The sequence below is a fragment of the Streptomyces fradiae genome, assembly GCF_041270065.1.
GTDB lineage: Bacteria > Actinomycetota > Actinomycetes > Streptomycetales > Streptomycetaceae > Streptomyces.
This window is the reverse complement of sequence record NZ_CP065958.1, coordinates 7,448,810-7,464,267: the sequence shown is the minus strand read 5'-3', so window position 1 is coordinate 7,464,267 and position 15,458 is coordinate 7,448,810. Positions and strand designations below refer to the sequence as shown.

The following is a 15,458-nucleotide window of genomic DNA, read 5'->3' as shown; positions in this document are numbered from 1 at the left end:
CCTGCCCTTCCGCCGTGGGTCCCGCCGCGGGGCCCGCACCCCATTCGACCGCGTGGACCCCCGCCGCGCACGCCCGCGCGCCCGCGCACCCCCGGAGTCGGTCCGGTCAGCCGGGCGTGAGGGTGTAGGTCCGGGAGGAGGTGTAGAAGTCGAGCGCGGCCCTGCCCTGTTCGCGCGGGCCGGAGCCGGAGGCCTTGGCGCCGCCGAACGGCAGGTGGAAGTCGACGCCGGTGGTGGGGGCGTTGATCCGGATCATGCCGGTGTCGAGCCGGTCGAGGGAGTCCAGGGCGGCGCCGAGGCCGGCGGTGTGCACGGAGGTGACCAGGCCGTAGCGGGTGCCGTTGCCGATCCGCACCGCCTCGTCGAGGTCACGGGCCGGCAGCAGGGCGGCGACCGGGCCGAAGACCTCCTCGGTGAGCAGCCAGTGGCCGGGCGGGGCCTTCTCCACGAGGGTGGGCGCCGCGTACCAGCCGGGCCGGTCGGGGACGGTGCCGCCGGCGAGCACGGAGAGGCCCTGCCAGGCGTCGGTGACGGCCTCGCGGGCGGCTTCGCCGATCAGCGGGCCGCAGACGGTGGTCTCCTCTGCGGGGTCGCCGACCGGGAGGGCCCGCAGGGCCTCGGCGAGGGCCTCGCGCAGCGGGTCCAGGGCCGCGCCGACGGCGATGACCCGGCTGGTGGCGGTGCACTTCTGGCCGGCGTATCCGGCGACGGCGGCGGCGATGTGCGCGGCGGCCCGCTCGGTGTCGGCGTCGGGCAGCACGATCGCCGCGTTGAGTCCGCCGGTCTCGGCCTGCACCGGGACGCCCCGGGCGGTGGCGGCGCGGACGACCTCGCGGCCGACGCCGGTGGAGCCGGTGAAGGAGACCGCGTCGGCCGCGCCGACCAGGGCCCCGCCCTCGGCGGCCCCGCCGGGCAGGACGGTGAACACCCCTTCCGGCAGGGCGCCTTGGACGAGTTCGGCGAGGCGGAGGGCGCAGGCGGTGGCCTCGGGAGCGGGCTTGAGGACCACCGCGTTGCCGGCGGCGAGGGCCGGGGCGGCCTTCCAACTGGGGATGGCGAAGGGGAAGTTCCAGGGGGTGATCAGGCCGGCGACGCCGTGCGGGCGGCGGCGGGTGAGCAGCAGTCCGGGGCCGGTGGCGGTCTCGTGGACGGCGCCGGTGGGCTCGTAGGGCGCCTGCGCGTAGTAGCGCCAGACGGCGACGGTACGGGCGAGTTCGGCGCGCGCCTCGGCGGCCGGCTTGCCCACCTCCCGTACGGCGAGCGCGGCGAGTTCGGCACTCGCGGCCTCGACGGCGGCGGCGACGGCGGTGAGGGCGGCGGAGCGGGCGGCGGCCCCGCCGAGCAGCCATCCGGGCTGTGCGGCGCGGGCCCGTTCGACCGCCTCGGCGGTGAACCGGGCGCCGGGGGCGGGGAGTTCGACGAGGACGTCGGACGGGTCTGCGGGATTGCGCGAGATGACGCTCATGCGGCGAACCTTCTCCGGGGGTGCGAGGGCTTGGTCATGTCCAAGGGCTTGCGCAGTACAATTTCACATTACTATTTTACGGGTCACATTTTCTGCTTGAACTCCCCACCCGGAAGTGACCCTGATGGACAAGCACCCTCGCATCACCCTCGCCGCGGCCCTGTTGACGGCCCTCGCGCTCGGCACCACCGCCACCGCCTGTTCCGGCTCCGGCACCGGCGGCGCCTCGGACCGGGGCCGGTCCGGCACCAACCCCGCGACCGGCAACCTCGGCCGGGTCGTCGGCGGCACCCCGGCGAAGGGCGGCACCCTGAACGTGCTGTCCAACCAGGACTTCACCCACCTCGACCCGGCCCGCAACTGGGTCATGGGCGACATGGACTTCGGCACCCGGCTGCTCTACCGCACCCTGCTCACCTACAAGGCCGAACCCGGCGCCAAGGGCAGCGAGCTGGCCCCCGACCTCGCCGAGGACCTGGGCACCTCGTCCAACGGGGCCAAGACCTGGACCTTCCGTCTCAAGCAGGGCCTGAAGTACGAGGACGGCTCCCCCGTCACCGCGCAGGACGTCAAGTACAACGTCGAGCGGTCCTTCTCCCCCGACCTGCCCGGCGGCCCCGACTACGCGGCCCGCTACCTCGCCGGCGCCGAGGGCTACAAGGGCCCGGCCGGCGGCAAGCACCTCGCGTCGATCAAGACGCCCGACGCCCGCACCATCGTCTTCGAACTCCGCGCGCCCTTCGCCGAGTTCCGCTACGCCACGGTGCTGCCCACCTTCGCCCCGGTGCCGGCCGCCCAGGACAAGGGCCCGCAGTACGACAACCGCCCGTTCTCCTCGGGGCCGTACAAGATCGAGTCGTACGCCCGGGACAAGCGGCTGGTCCTGGTCCGCAACCCGCACTGGGACGCCGCCACCGACCCGGTGCGCAAGGCCTACCCCGACCGGATCGTCGTGACCATGGGCCTCAAGGGCGGCCAGGTGGACGACCGGCTCGTCGCGGGCGCGGGCGCCGACGCCTCCGCCGTCCCCTGGGCCGGGCTCCGCCCCGAGTCCACCCCCAAGGTGCTCACCAAGCCCGACATCCGCGCCCGGCTGCTCGCCGAGTCCAAGAACTGCACCGAGATGGTGCAGATGCACACCGGCCGCGCGCCGTTCGACGACGTGCGGGTGAGGCAGGCCGTGCAGTACGCCCTCGACCGCGAGGCCATCCTCACCGCCTCCGGCGGCCCGGCCCTCAACGACCCGGCCACCGCGCTCATGCCCGGCTCCCTCTTCACCGGCGGCAAGCAGCCCGACACCCTGAAGATCCCGCTCACCGGCGACGTGACCAAGGCCAAGCAGCTGCTCAAGGAGGCCGGGAAGGCCGACGGCCTCACCACCCGGCTCACCGTCGCCACCGGCGACAAGGGCGTCGCCGAGGCGATACAGGAGTCCCTCGGCCGCGCCGGGATCAAGGTCGTCATCGAGACCGTCGACCCCTCCGCCTTCTACGACACCATCGGCGACACCAAGAACCGCACCGACCTCGTCTACACCGGCTGGTGCCCCGACTACCCCTCCGGCTCCACCTTCCTGCCCTTCGTCTTCGACGGCCGCTACATCAAGGAGAAGGGCAACTCCGGCAACCACTCCCTCTTCCGCGACCAGCCCACGATGCGGCGGATGGACGAGATCGCCGCGATGACCGACGCCACGCAGGCCAGCAAGGCCTGGCAGGAGCTCGACGGACAGATCCTCGCCAAGGCCCCGACCGCGCCCGTCGTCATCGAGCGCATGCCGCTCCTGGTCGGCCCCAACATCGCCGGCGCCTTCGGCCACACCTCCTTCGGCGGGCAGATCGACTACGCGACGATCGGCCTCAAGGACCCCGCGAAGAGCGGGAGCTGAGCCGCCGTGACCACCACCGACACCCGCCCCGAAGCCACCGCGGCGCCGCCACCGGCTGCCGCCGGCAGCCCCTGGCGGCTCGCCCTGGCCGAGCTGCGCCGCCGTCCCTCCGCCCTCGCCGGGCTCGCCGTCGTCGTCCTCTTCGCCGTGCTCGCCGCCGGCGCCCCGCTGATCGGCGGGCTCGGCGGCTGGCGCCCCGACGAGTTCGACAAGGCGGCCGTCGACCCGTACCTCGGCGGACTGCCGATCGGGCCGCTCGGCGGGGTGTCCGCCGACCACTGGCTCGGCGTCGAACCCGTCACCGGCCGCGATCTGTTCGCCCGGGTCGTGCACGGCGCGCAGGTCTCGCTGCTCATCGCCTTCGCCGCCACCGCCATCGTGGTCGTCGTCGGGGTCGCCGCGGGCGTCGTCGCCGGCTACTTCGGCGGCCGCACCGACACCGTGCTCTCCCGGCTCATGGACCTCACCATGTCCTTCCCCTCCCTCATCTTCATGATCGCGGCGATGTCGGTGGCCAGGGACGTCAACCGGATCCTGCTGATGGTCCTGGTCATCGGCCTCTTCGGCTGGCCCGGCATCGCCCGGATCGTGCGCGGCCAGACCCTCTCGCTCAAGCACCGCGAGTACGTCGACGCGGCCCGCGTCGGCGGCGCCTCCACCTGGCGGGTGCTCACCCGGGACGTGCTGCCCGGGGTCGCCGGGCCGGTCATCGCCTACACCACCCTGATCGTGCCGGGCATGATCGCCACCGAGGCCGCGCTCAGCTATCTCGGCGTCGGGGTGCGCCCGCCGACCCCGTCCTGGGGGCAGATGATCGCCGAGAGCGTCGCCTTCTACGACACCGACCCGATGTACTTCATGGTGCCGAGCCTCTGCCTCTTCCTCACCGTCCTCGCCTTCACCCTGCTCGGGGACGCGCTGCGGGACGTCTTCGACCCGCGCGGAGGCCGCGCGTGAGACAGCTGATCCCCTATGTCGGCCGCCGGCTCCTCGGGATGCTCGGCGTGCTCCTCGCCGTCGCCGCCATCACCTTCCTCATCTTCTACGTGCTGCCCTCGGACCCGGCCGCCGCGGCCTGCGGCAAGTCCTGCAGCACCGAACGGCTCGCCGCGATCCGCGCCCACATGGGCCTGGACCAGCCGCTGTGGCGCCAGTTCGGCGACTTCGTCACCGGCATCTTCACCGGACGCACGGTCGGCAGCGGCCCGTACGCGCTGCGCTGCGACTTCCCGTGCCTGGGCTACTCGTACGAGAACAGCCAGCCCGTCTGGGACCTGCTCGTCGACCGGATGCCGGTGTCCGCCTCGCTCGCCGTGGGCGCGGCCGTGATCTGGCTGGCGCTCGGCCTGGGCGCGGGGGTCACCGCGGCCCTGCGCAAGGACACCCTGACCGACCGGACGCTGATGGTCGGGGCGGTCGCCGCCGCCTCGCTGCCGGTCTACTTCACCTCGGTGATGCTGATCTACGGCTTCATCCGGGTGGCGGGGCTGCTGCCCTATCCGCAGTACGTGCCGTTCGGCGCCGACCCGCTCGACTGGGGGCGGAACCTGCTGCTTCCCTGGCTGGCCCTCGCCCTGCTGTACGCCGCCATGTACGCCCGGCAGAGCCGGAGTTCGATGATCGAGTCGATGGCGGAGCCGTACATCCGCACCGCCCGCGCCAAGGGTCTGCCGCGCCGGACCGTGGTGGTCAAGCACGGGCTGCGGGCCGGGATGACGCCGATCCTCACCCTGTTCGGCATGGACCTCGGCGGGCTGCTCGCCGGCGCGGTGATCACCGAGTCGCTGTTCGGGCTGCCGGGCGTGGGGCGGCTCTTCTACGGGGCCCTTTCCACCGGCGACCAGCCGGTGATCCTCGGGGTGACGCTGCTGGCCGCCGCCTTCATCGTCGTCGCCAATCTGTGCGTCGACCTGCTCTACGCCGTCGTCGACCCGCGAGTGAGGTTCTGATGCCGCCGCTGCTGTCCGTGCGCGACCTGTCGGTCGTGTTCCCGACCCGGCGCGGGCCGGTGCGCGCCGTGGACGGTCTCTCCTTCGACGTGCCGCGCGGAGGGACCCTCGGGATCGTCGGCGAGTCGGGCTCCGGCAAGTCCGTGACCTCGATGGCGGTGATGGGTCTGCACACCGGCGCCGAGGTGTCCGGCTCGGTCGTCCTCGACGGCCAGGAGCTGACCCGGTTGCGCGAGCGGGAGCTGAACCGGCTGCGCGGCCGGCGGATGGCGATGGTCTTCCAGGACCCGCTGTCCAGCCTCCATCCGTACTACACCGTCGGCGAGCAGATCGCCGAGCACCACCGGGTGCACTTCGGGTCACGGCGGCGGGTGGCCCGCGAGCGGGCCGTCGAGGCGCTCGCCGAGGTCGGCATCCCCGAGCCGCGGCGGCGGGCCGGCGAGTATCCGCACCAGTTCTCCGGCGGGATGCGGCAGCGCGTGATGATCGCGACGGCGCTTGTGTGCGAGCCGGACCTGCTGATCGCGGACGAGCCGACCACCGCGCTCGACGTCACCGTGCAGGCGCAGATCCTGGACCTGATCGCCCGGGTGCAGCAGGACCGGGGGCTCGGCGTCGTGCTCATCACCCACGATCTGGGCGTGGTGGCCCGGGTCGCCCACGAGGTCCTGGTGATGTACGGCGGGCGGGCGGTCGAACAGGCCCCGGTGGACGCCCTGTTCGCCGCCCCCGCGCACCCCTACACCCAGGGGCTGCTCGACTCGCTGCCCCGGCTCGACGACCCGGCCGACACCCCGCTGCGGGCGATCCCCGGTTCGCCTCCGTCCCTGCTCGCCCCCGCGCCGGGCTGCGCCTTCGCGCCGCGCTGCGCGCGGGCCCGGGACCGCTGCCGGGAGGAACGCCCGGTGCTCAGCGGTCCGGCGGACCATCCGACGGCCTGTCACTTCCCCGCGTACGAAGGCGTCGCCTCATGAGCACACCTCCCCTCCTCTCCGTCCGCGACCTGACGATGACCTTTCCCGGGCGCGGGTCCCGCTCCGCCCGGGTGCGGGCCGTGGACGGCGTCTCCTTCGACATCGCCCAGGGCGAGACCCTGGGCCTGGTCGGGGAGTCCGGCTGCGGCAAGTCGACCACCGGACGGATGATCGTCCGGCTGCTCGAACCCACCTCCGGCACCGTCACGTACGACGGGCGGGACATCAGCCGGCTGTCCGCGCGGGCGCTCAAGCCGCTGCGCCGCGAGATCCAGATGGTCTTCCAGGACCCGCACTCCTCGCTCAACCCGCGCCGTACGGTGTCCCGGATCATCGCCGATCCCCTGCTGGTGCAGGGGAGTTCGGCCGCCGAGGCCCGGGCGCGGGCGGCCGAGCTCCTGGAGCTCGTGGGGCTGCTCCCGGAGCATCTGGACCGGTTCCCGCACGAGTTCTCCGGCGGTCAGGCGCAGCGGATCGGCATCGCGCGCGCCCTGGCGACCGGGCCGCGCCTGGTGGTCGCCGACGAGCCGGTGTCGGCCCTGGACGTGTCCGTACAGGCGCAGATCGTCAATCTGATGGGGCGGCTGCAGCGGGAGCTCGGTCTCTCGTACCTCTTCGTCGCCCACGATCTGTCGGTGGTGCGGCGGGTCTGCGACCGGGTGGCGGTGATGTATCTGGGGCGGATCGTGGAGATCGGCCCGAAGGAGCGGGTGTACGGGGCGCCCGCGCACCCCTACACCCGGGCGCTGCTCTCGGCGGTGCCGCTGCCGGACCCGGCGGCCGAGCGGGCCCGGGAGCGGATCACCCTGCTCGGCGACCCCCCGAGCCCGGCGGCGCCGCCCCCGGGCTGCACCTTCCATCCGCGCTGTCCGAAGGCGCAGGCACTGTGCCGGACGGAGTCTCCCCCGCTGCGGCGGACCGCGGCGGGGGAGGCGAGGGAGGTGGCCTGCCACTTCCCGGAGACGGGCTGAGTCCTGGGGCCCGGCCGGTCACGGGGGGCCGGCCGGGCCCCGGGGACTCGGGTCAGCCGGTGAAACCGGCGGTGATCCGGGTGAACTCCCAGTCGCTCTGGGCGATGCCGGAGCAGGTCTCGGTCACGCCGCCGCCCGCGCAGCCGCGGTCGCGGTTGACGGACCAGAAGGCGAGCCGGGCGATGTGGTTGGCGTTGGCCCAGTCGCGGATCTGCGTCCAGATCTGCTGCGTGGTGACCTCCTGCTGGTCGGAGAGGCCGTTCATGCCGGAGATGCCGACGTGGGCGTAGGCGGTGGCGTCGTCCCAGCCGTAGACCGACTTCAGCTTGTTCTTCAGGCCGTTGGCGGCGTTGACGGTGTTGCCGTACATGTCGGCGCCGCCGCCGAAGTCGAAGGGCATGATGGTGAAGACGTCGATGTTCGCGTTGAGCGCCTTGGACTGCTCGATCAGCCGGTTGCCGTAGTAGGTGGGGCCGGTGGTCGAGGTGCCGAAGGTGAGGATGGTCCGCAGGCCGGGGTTGTTGGCCTTGACGATCTTCAGGGCGCCGAGGATGCGGTCCTGGACGGCCGCGTTCTCGAACTCGTCGGTGTTCTCGATGTCGACGTCGATCGACTTCAGGCCGTAGGCGTCGATGACCTTCTGGTAGGCGCCGGCCAGGGCCTCGGGGGTCGAGCAGTTGGGGCCGAGCTTGTTGCCGGACCAGCCGCCGATGGACGGGACGATGTCACCGCCGGCCGCGCGGACGGCGGCGATGGTGGACTGGTCGACGCCGCCGGTCAGCGGGCGCTGCCCGTCCCAGGCCGGGTTGCAGCCGCCGGAGGAGAGGATGAAGGCCATGGTGAAGGTCTTGATGCCGGTGGCGTTCATGACGGTGGCGGGCGCCGGCGGGTTGCCCCAGCCGAGGTAGAGGTAGGGCGCGGCCTGCTTGAAGCCGGTGCCGCCGCCCCCGCCGCCGGCCTCGGTGGTGACGGTGGCGGTGTTGGAGGCGGGCGAGACGTTGCCCGCGGCGTCGCGGGCCTTCACGGTGAAGGTGTACGAGGTGCTCGCGGCGAGCCCGCCGACGGTGGCCGAGGTGCCGGTGACCGTGCTGACCTTGGTGGCGCCCTGGTAGACGTCGTAGCCGGTGACGCCGACGTTGTCGGTGGCCGCGGCCCAGGTGAGGGTCACCGCGGAGGCGGTCTTGGACGCCACCTGGAGGCCGGTGGGCGCGCTCGGCGCCTGGGTGTCGGTGCCGCCGCCTCCGCCGCCGGGGCCGTCGAGGCTGATGTCGTCGGCGTAGTAGGTGCCCTGGCCGTACCAGCCGTGGGTGTAGACGGTGGCGCTGGTCTGGCTCGCGCCGGTGGTGAAGCTGAGCGACAGGCGCTGGTACGAGGGCGCGGACGCGGTCCAGGTCGAGGTTCCGCCGTCGACGCCGAGGTACACGTAGTTGCCGCGCACCCAACCGGACAGCGTGTAGGTGGTGTTGGGCTGCACGGCGACGGTCTGGGCGCAGCGGGCGTTGTCGGACGCGCTCGCGGCACCGGCGAGGGCCTTGGTGCCGCTGTGCACGGGGCTGGTGACGACGGAGCCGGTGCCGCCGGAACAGCTCCAGCCGGACAGGGTGCCGGACTCGAAGCCCGGGTTGCTCAGCAGTTCGGCGGCCTGAGCGGGGGCGGGCAGGGCGACCAGGGCCGCCGCGCCGAGGAGCGACGCGCCGAGCGTCGCCACCAGGCGGTTGCGGACAAGCACCGTACCTCCAGGGGGAGTTGTGGGGGCGGGGGCGTGCGGGGACTGCCGGGGAATGCGGGAGGACAAGCGCGTCACAGATTGGACTGGACCAATGCGTCCGTCAAGCCCCCGTCTCACTCCCCGCCCGTTTTCCGCACCCCACCGGGGGCCACAACTCCCCCTCTGACCTGCCTAGTTGGTGGCGGGGCGAAGGCGGTCGATCGGGTGGGTGTCGACGTACTCCCCGACCTCGTCGTCCTTGTACGCCTGCCAGAGCGCCGTGCAGCGCGCCCGGTCGAGGTAGACCACCGACTGCCCCTTCTCCATACCGGTGCCCTTCACCGGAGCGTTCATGAAGGTCATGTCTCCGGACCGCACCTCCCGCATGTTCCAGACCAGTTCGCGCATCTCGTCGTCGCCGAAGCGCTCGTCGACCGAGACCGTCTCGGTGAAGATGTCGAGAGTCTCCTTCAGTCGCAGCGGGTCCTTGAGGGAGGCGGAGTCCATCACCTTCTCCAGGACCGTGCGCAGATAGTTCTGCTGCCGGTGGGTGCGGTCGAAGTCGCCGTTGGGGAGATCCTTGCGCTCCCCCACGTAGTCCAGGGCCTGTTCGCCGTTCAGGTGCCGGCGCTCGCCGTCCGACATGATGATGTCCACGCCGCCGACGGCGTCGGTCAGCTTGCGGAAGCCGTTCCAGTCGATGACGGCGAAGTGGTCGACCCGGACGTCGGTGAGCCGCTGCACGGTGTCGATGAGCAGCGGCGGGCCGCCCCAGGAGAAGGCCGCGTTGAGCTTGGCCCGGCCCCGGCCGGGGATGTCCACCCAGGAGTCGCGGGGCAGCGAGACGACATAGGCGGCGGAGTGGTCGGCCGGGATGTGCACCAGCATCATCGCGTCGCTGCGCTGGTCGCCGTACTTCCACAGCCTGCCCTTGGCGTCGCTGCCGGTGGTGGGCACCTCGGAGCGCGAGTCGAGGCCCATGAGCAGGAAGTTCTGTCCGCCCTTGGACGCGGCGGGCACCGGCGCGTTGGTCGGGAAGGTCTGCGGGATGCGCTGCACCCGGTCGGTGTAGTGCTGGTACGCCCAGTAGCCCGCCCCGGCGGTCAGGAGCACCGCCGCGACGAAGAGCGCGAGGGCGCTCAGGAGGACGGTCCGCCCCTTGGGGCGGCGCCGCTTCCTGGGCGCGGGGCCCTGCGGGGCGCCGTCCTGTTCGGCACCGTCCTGCTCTGTGACGTCCTGCTCGGCGGCGGGCTCCCGCTCTTCCGCCTGCTCCTGCATGTCGTGCGCGCTCATGGTCGCGCCTCCCCCCTCCGCGGCCCCCGCCGCGGATCACCCCACCGGGCCCCCAACGCACCCTGCCGGGGGCGTACTTCAAGCCACCAGGATGCCGAAGATCGGCGGGGTGCGCATCGGGTCGGGGGAACCGGGCGGTTGTTACCCGGTCACGGTGATCTGCTGGGCGGGGTCGGTGGTGTCGGTGATCTGGTACGTGGCGCTGAAGGTCGCGGACTGGTTGCCGGTCGGGCAGAGGAAGCCGCCGGTGACGGTGGCGGGGACGGGAGCGCCGCTGATGGCGAGGGCGGACGGGGCGCCGTTGGTCCAGGTGCCGTTGACGGCGGTGGGGCCGGCGGGCGAGGCGGTGATGGTGCAGGTGGCGAAGCCGCTGGTCTTGAGGACGACACCGCCCTTGGGGATGGTGAAGCCGCCGGTGGCCGGGGCGCCGTTCTGCGCGGACAGCGTCCAGGCGCCGTTGGTGGCGTTGGCGGTGACGCTCACGCTGACGCCGAAGACGCTGGTGGTGCAGCCGCTGAAGGTGGGCGGATTGATGGTGGCGCTGACCGGCCCGGCGTCGTTGTGGTTGGCGGGTGCGGCCGGGACCTGGTTGTTGGCGCCGGTGCCGGACACGGACGCGGAGACCGTGCAGGTCATGGTGGTGGACCCGGCCACGAAGGTGGCCTTGCCGGTCAGCTTGGCGGCGAAGGAGTGGCCGGCCGGCAGCAGCGTGGTGGAGGCGGCGGCCTGGGTGCCGGCGCCGCCGAAGGCGAGGGCGGCGGCCGCGGCGAGTCCGGTCGCGGAGACGAGCAGCTTGGACATGGGGATCTCCTCGGTTGCGGTGTGTGGGGAGCGAGGAGGTGCGGATGCGCGTGGGGTGGGGGGACACGCGCAGTGGCTCAAGAGAAGTGACTTGAGAGTAGAACCGACCGGTAGTGACGTCCAGGCAGGTTTTCCGCCATGGCTGACGACTTGTCAGAAAGTTGGCGCAGCTGCGCACTTGACCGGGATCCCGTGCGCCGGATTCGACTCGGACACGCCACCGCCCCCGGAGCGGAGCCTCGTCCCGGGGGCGGCGATGAGCGGCGATGTCGGCGCACGACGCTCGGCACGGGATCCGAGAGCCCCCACGGCTCTCGTTCGGAAACGACCCCGGCACGTCCGATCCTGCCGTGTCCCGGCGCCCGGTTCGATGATCGACGGGCCCCTCCCACACGATCCGGGGAAGCCGGGGGCGCGCCTTGACGGCTCACGCGCCCCGCCGCGCGCCTGTCGTACCGGCGAGGCACCGACGTTCCGGGTGGCGGTTCCGGAGTCGTAACTCCCTGTTCCCTTCAGGGTGGTTGACGCTCCGTGCGGGCGGCTGCGAAGGTCTGGCACCACCCCCACCCAAGGAGTTGACGTGCACCTGACCTCCACGCCGAGGCGGCGCCGCCGTACGGCGCTCGCCGCCCTGCTGTGCGCCCTCGGACTCGTCGTCGGCGTCCCTGCGACCGCCCAGGCGGCCGTGCTCCCGCCGCTCCCGCAGAACGCCGACGGCCTCGACCAGACCTTCGCCCCGGCGTACGACTTCGACACCGACGGCTGCTACATGACCGCCGCCATCGGCTCCGACGGAACGCTCAACCCCGGTCTGAAGCTCGGCGGCACGGTCAACGGCAAGTGCCACGACCCGGCCCAGCTGGCCGCCGCGAACAGCTACTCCCGCGCCAAGTGCAACAACGGCTGGTGCGCCGTGGTCTACGCCGGCTACTACGAGAAGGACCAGGCGACCTGGGGCCCGCTGGCGATCGGCCACACCCACGACTGGGAGCACATCGTCGTCTGGATCAGCGACAACCAGGTGAAGTACGTGTCGGCCTCGCAGCACAGCGGCTACCAGATCGCCGACCGCTCGACCATCCGCTTCGACGGCACCCACCCCAAGATCGTCTACCACAAGGACGGTCTGTCCACCCATTGCTACCGCTTCGCCAACTCCTCCGACGACCAGATCGAGAACTCCACCGGCGGCTGGTTCTACCCGCGCCTCGTCGGCTGGAACGGCTACCCGGCCGGACTGCGGGACCGGCTGACGGCGGCGAACTTCGGTTCGGCCACCCTCAAGATCGACGACGCCGACTTCTCGTACACCCTGTCGAACGCCAAGCCGGCGGGCATCCCCTTCGACCCGAACGCCTAGACACGCCCGGAAGGGGCCGAAACCGGCCGCTTGTCGAACGACCCGGTCCCGGCATTGGGGATACTGGAAGGCCCACGGGATCGAGGCGACAGGGAGGGCTGGGTGGAGTTCCGCCTGCTCGGGACGGTGTCCATCACGGCCGAGGCGGGTGAGCTGCCGCTCGGCCCCGCCAAGCGGAGAAGCGTGCTCGCGGCGTTGCTGCTGCGCGCCAACTCCGTCGTACCCGTCGACCGGCTGATCGACACGGTGTGGGCGGAGGACCCGCCGGCCCGGGCCCGCACCGTGGTCCAGGGGCATGTCTCCCGGCTGCGCGCGCTGTTCGAGCAGGGCGGCGCGGACGACTACGGGGTGGAGCTTGCCACCCGTTCCCAGGCCTACGAGCTGCGCATGCCGGACCAGCTCCTCGACACCCACCGCTTCGAGGAGCTGGTCCAGCTCGCCGGGCACCAGAAGCACCCGGGCGACGCCGTCCTGATGCTGCGGGAGGCGCTCGCGCTGTGGCGCGGCCCGGCGCTGACCGGGACGGTGGCCAGCGAGCCGCTGCTCGTCGCCGCGCAGGCCCTGGAGGAGACCCGGCTGGTCACGGTCGAGCAGCTCGCGGCGGCGTACGGGCGGCTGGGCGAGCACACCCGGGCCGCGGCCGTCCTGCGCGCCGAGGCCTCGGCGAACCCGCTGCGCGAGTCCCTGACGGCGGCCCTGATGCTGTCGCTGTACCGCGCGGGCCACCAGTCGGACGCGCTCGACTGCTACCACCGCACCCGGGGCCTGCTCGCCGACGAGCTCGGCGTGGACCCGGGCCCGGCGCTGCGCGCCGCGTACGAGGCGGTGCTGCGCGGCCTGACGACCACGCCCCCGCAGACGGTCGCCGTCGCCACCGTCGCCGACGGGCCGGGGCCGGCCGAGCACCCGCCGCGGCCCGCCGCGACCGACGAGATCACGCCCTCCTCGGCGGCGGTACGGGACGCGGACGCCGGGCCCGGGACGCGCCCTGGTGCGGGTACTGGTGCCGGCGCCGTCCCCGGCCCGGCCGGTCATCACGCCTGGGCGGAGATGCCGGTCGACGGTGCGGCCACGCGTACGGGAACGGGTCCGGGTCCGGTCGCCGGTGCCGGGGCCCCGCAGTGGCCCGCGCCCGATCTGCTGCCCCGTACCCCGCGCGGCTTCCTCGGGCGCGAGCGCGAACTGGAGGAGCTGGACGCGGCCGTGGACGCCGCCCGCGTCGCGATCGTCACCGGGCCCGCCGGGGTCGGGAAGACGGCGCTCGCCCTCCAGTGGGCGCACCGGCGGGCGCCGCGCTTCCCCGACGGTGTGCTCTACGCCGACCTGCGCGGTTTCAGCCCCGACGAGGGTCTGGACGCGGGCGATGTCCTGCGGGAGTTCCTGCTCGCGCTCGGCGTGCCGCCGCGCCGGGTGCCGGAGTCGCCGACGGCCGCCGCCGCGCTGTACCGCTCGCTGACCGAGGACCGGGCGCTGCTGGTCGTCCTCGACAACGTGCGCGGCGCCGACACCGCCGGCCCGCTGCTGCCGGCCGGCGCGCGCAGCGCCGCCGTGGTGACCTCCCGGCTGCGGCTCGGCGGGCTCGTCGTCTCCGAACTGGCCCGGCCGGTGCCCCTTGGCGTGCTCGGAGTCGACGAGTCGGCGGCGCTGCTCGCGGCGGCCGTCGGCGCCGACCGGGTGGCCGCCGAGCCGGCCGCCGCGCGGCTGCTCGCCTCGCTCTGCGACGGGCTGCCGCTCGCGCTGCGGGTCACGGCGGCGCAGCTGGCCGCACGCCCGCACTGGCGCCTGTCCGATCTGGCCGCCGAACTCGCCGACGAACAGCGGCGGCTCGCCCTGCTTTCGGTGGACGGCTGCGCGGGCCCCGACGGGCAGGGCGTGGCCGCCGCGCTGCACCTCACCGTGCAGGGGCTGCCGGAGGAGGCGGCCCGGCTGTTCCGGCAGATCGGCGCGCTGCCCGGCCCCGATCTGGACCGGAATGCGGCGGCGGCGCTCCTCGAACGGCCGCCGGCGGTCGCCGCCGAGGCCCTGGACCGGCTCTGCGACGCGCACCTGCTCACCGAGTACGCGCCGGGCCGGCACACCCTGCACGATCTGGTCCGGCTCTACGCGCGGCGACTGCGCCCCGACGACGCGGCGCTGCTGCGGCTGCTCGACCACTACATGTACACGGCGATGGCGGCGACGAAGACGGCCGAGCCCGACGACCTGCCGTGCTGCACGCTGCCCGGGGACGCCCACCGGCCGCCCGCCACGCCGCACTTCGCGGGCCGGGACGCGGCGCTGCTCTGGTACGCGGCCGAGCGCGACAACCTCGCCGCGGCGGTCGCCGCCGCCCGGGCGGCCGGGCACCACGACCGGGCCTGGCGGCTCGCCCTGCTCCAGTGGCCGTACATGCTGTGGAACAGCCACGACGGCTGGGTGCCGCTCCTGGAGGCGGCGGTCGACTCGACCGCCCGCGAGCACGACCCGGACGCCGAGTCCCGGGCCCGCGCGCTGCTCGGCTGGCTCCTCACCCAGGAGGAGCGCCTTCCCGAGGCCCTGGTCCACCTCCGCCTCGCCCCCGGCCTCGCGGCCCGCGCCGGCGAGCCGTCCAGCGAGGCGACCGCCCTGGTCAACCTGGCGGTCGCGCTCGACGCCTCCGGCGTCACCGAGGAGTCCCTCGCGCACACCGCCCGCGCGATCGCCCTCGTCCGGGACGGCGACGACGTCATCACCGAACTCCTCGCCCTGGAGCACCGCGCCCAGCAGCTCCTCGCCGCGGGTGACCCCGCCGGCGCCCTCGCCTGCGCCCGCCGCGGCCTCACCCTCGACGGCGACACCGTCAACGGCCTCCTCGGCGTCCGCCACAGCATGCTCACCGCCACCATGGGCGCCGCCCTCCTCGACCTCGGCGACCCCACCGCCGCCGCACCCGCTCTCACCCGCGCCCGCGAACTGGGCCTGGCCCACGGCTACAAGGAAACGGTTCAGCGCGCGGAGAAGGAGCTCAGGCGCCTGCGAGAGACGGTCGAGGGCTGACGGGCGGGGGCTGACGGGCGGGGGCTGACGGGCG

The 15,458-nt window shown here is 73.4% G+C and carries 11 protein-coding genes; 7 read left to right on the top strand and 4 right to left on the bottom strand.

What is annotated here, in order from left to right; translation table 11 throughout:
• Positions 1-106 precede the first annotated feature (106 nt).
• The gene (locus JAO84_RS33910) at positions 107-1,465 is read right to left on the bottom strand and encodes an aldehyde dehydrogenase (RefSeq protein ID WP_370416284.1); all 1,359 of its coding nucleotides are present in this window, start codon (positions 1,463-1,465) and stop codon (positions 107-109) included.
• 124 nt (positions 1,466-1,589) lie between these two features.
• Here JAO84_RS33910 and JAO84_RS33905 point away from each other — a divergent pair, with 124 nt between their 5' ends.
• The 5 genes from JAO84_RS33905 to JAO84_RS33885 are packed head-to-tail and all read left to right on the top strand — an operon-like array spanning position 1,590 to position 7,247.
• Positions 1,590-3,353 (top strand): ABC transporter substrate-binding protein, encoded by a 1,764-nt coding sequence (locus JAO84_RS33905; protein ID WP_370416283.1) that lies wholly within the window; start codon positions 1,590-1,592, stop codon positions 3,351-3,353.
• A gap of 6 nt (positions 3,354-3,359) precedes the next feature.
• Positions 3,360-4,310, top strand: coding sequence for an ABC transporter permease (locus JAO84_RS33900; protein ID WP_370416282.1), 951 nt, complete (start codon positions 3,360-3,362; stop codon positions 4,308-4,310).
• A 5-nt stretch (positions 4,311-4,315) separates the two neighbouring features.
• Entirely contained in the window at positions 4,316-5,302 is a 987-nt protein-coding gene (locus JAO84_RS33895) for an ABC transporter permease (protein ID WP_265863698.1), read from the top strand.
• Positions 5,302-6,276, top strand: a complete 975-nt coding sequence (locus JAO84_RS33890) for an ABC transporter ATP-binding protein (protein ID WP_370416281.1) — start codon at positions 5,302-5,304, stop codon at positions 6,274-6,276. The genes JAO84_RS33895 and JAO84_RS33890 overlap by 1 nt, the downstream gene beginning before the upstream one ends.
• The gene (locus JAO84_RS33885) at positions 6,273-7,247 is read left to right on the top strand and encodes an ABC transporter ATP-binding protein (protein ID WP_370416280.1); all 975 of its coding nucleotides are present in this window, start codon (positions 6,273-6,275) and stop codon (positions 7,245-7,247) included. Before JAO84_RS33890 ends, JAO84_RS33885 begins: the two co-directional genes overlap by 4 nt.
• Positions 7,248-7,299: 52 nt before the next feature.
• On the opposite strand, the gene JAO84_RS33880 is transcribed toward JAO84_RS33885, so the two are convergent.
• The 3 genes from JAO84_RS33880 to JAO84_RS33870 form a co-directional block, all read right to left on the bottom strand.
• Entirely contained in the window at positions 7,300-8,976 is a 1,677-nt protein-coding gene (locus JAO84_RS33880) for a carbohydrate binding domain-containing protein (protein WP_370416279.1), read from the bottom strand.
• A gap of 171 nt (positions 8,977-9,147) precedes the next feature.
• Positions 9,148-10,248, bottom strand: coding sequence for an LCP family protein (locus tag JAO84_RS33875; protein WP_370416278.1), 1,101 nt, complete (start codon positions 10,246-10,248; stop codon positions 9,148-9,150).
• 141 nt (positions 10,249-10,389) lie between these two features.
• On the bottom strand, positions 10,390-11,049 hold the full coding sequence (locus JAO84_RS33870; protein ID WP_370416277.1) for a hypothetical protein: 660 nt from the start codon (positions 11,047-11,049) through the stop codon (positions 10,390-10,392).
• Positions 11,050-11,629: 580 nt separating this feature from the next.
• Here JAO84_RS33870 and JAO84_RS33865 point away from each other — a divergent pair.
• Positions 11,630-12,409 (top strand): NPP1 family protein, encoded by a 780-nt coding sequence (locus JAO84_RS33865; protein ID WP_370416276.1) that lies wholly within the window; start codon positions 11,630-11,632, stop codon positions 12,407-12,409.
• A 102-nt stretch (positions 12,410-12,511) separates the two neighbouring features.
• Positions 12,512-15,424 (top strand): BTAD domain-containing putative transcriptional regulator, encoded by a 2,913-nt coding sequence (locus JAO84_RS33860; protein WP_370416275.1) that lies wholly within the window; start codon positions 12,512-12,514, stop codon positions 15,422-15,424.
• Positions 15,425-15,458 lie beyond the last annotated feature (34 nt).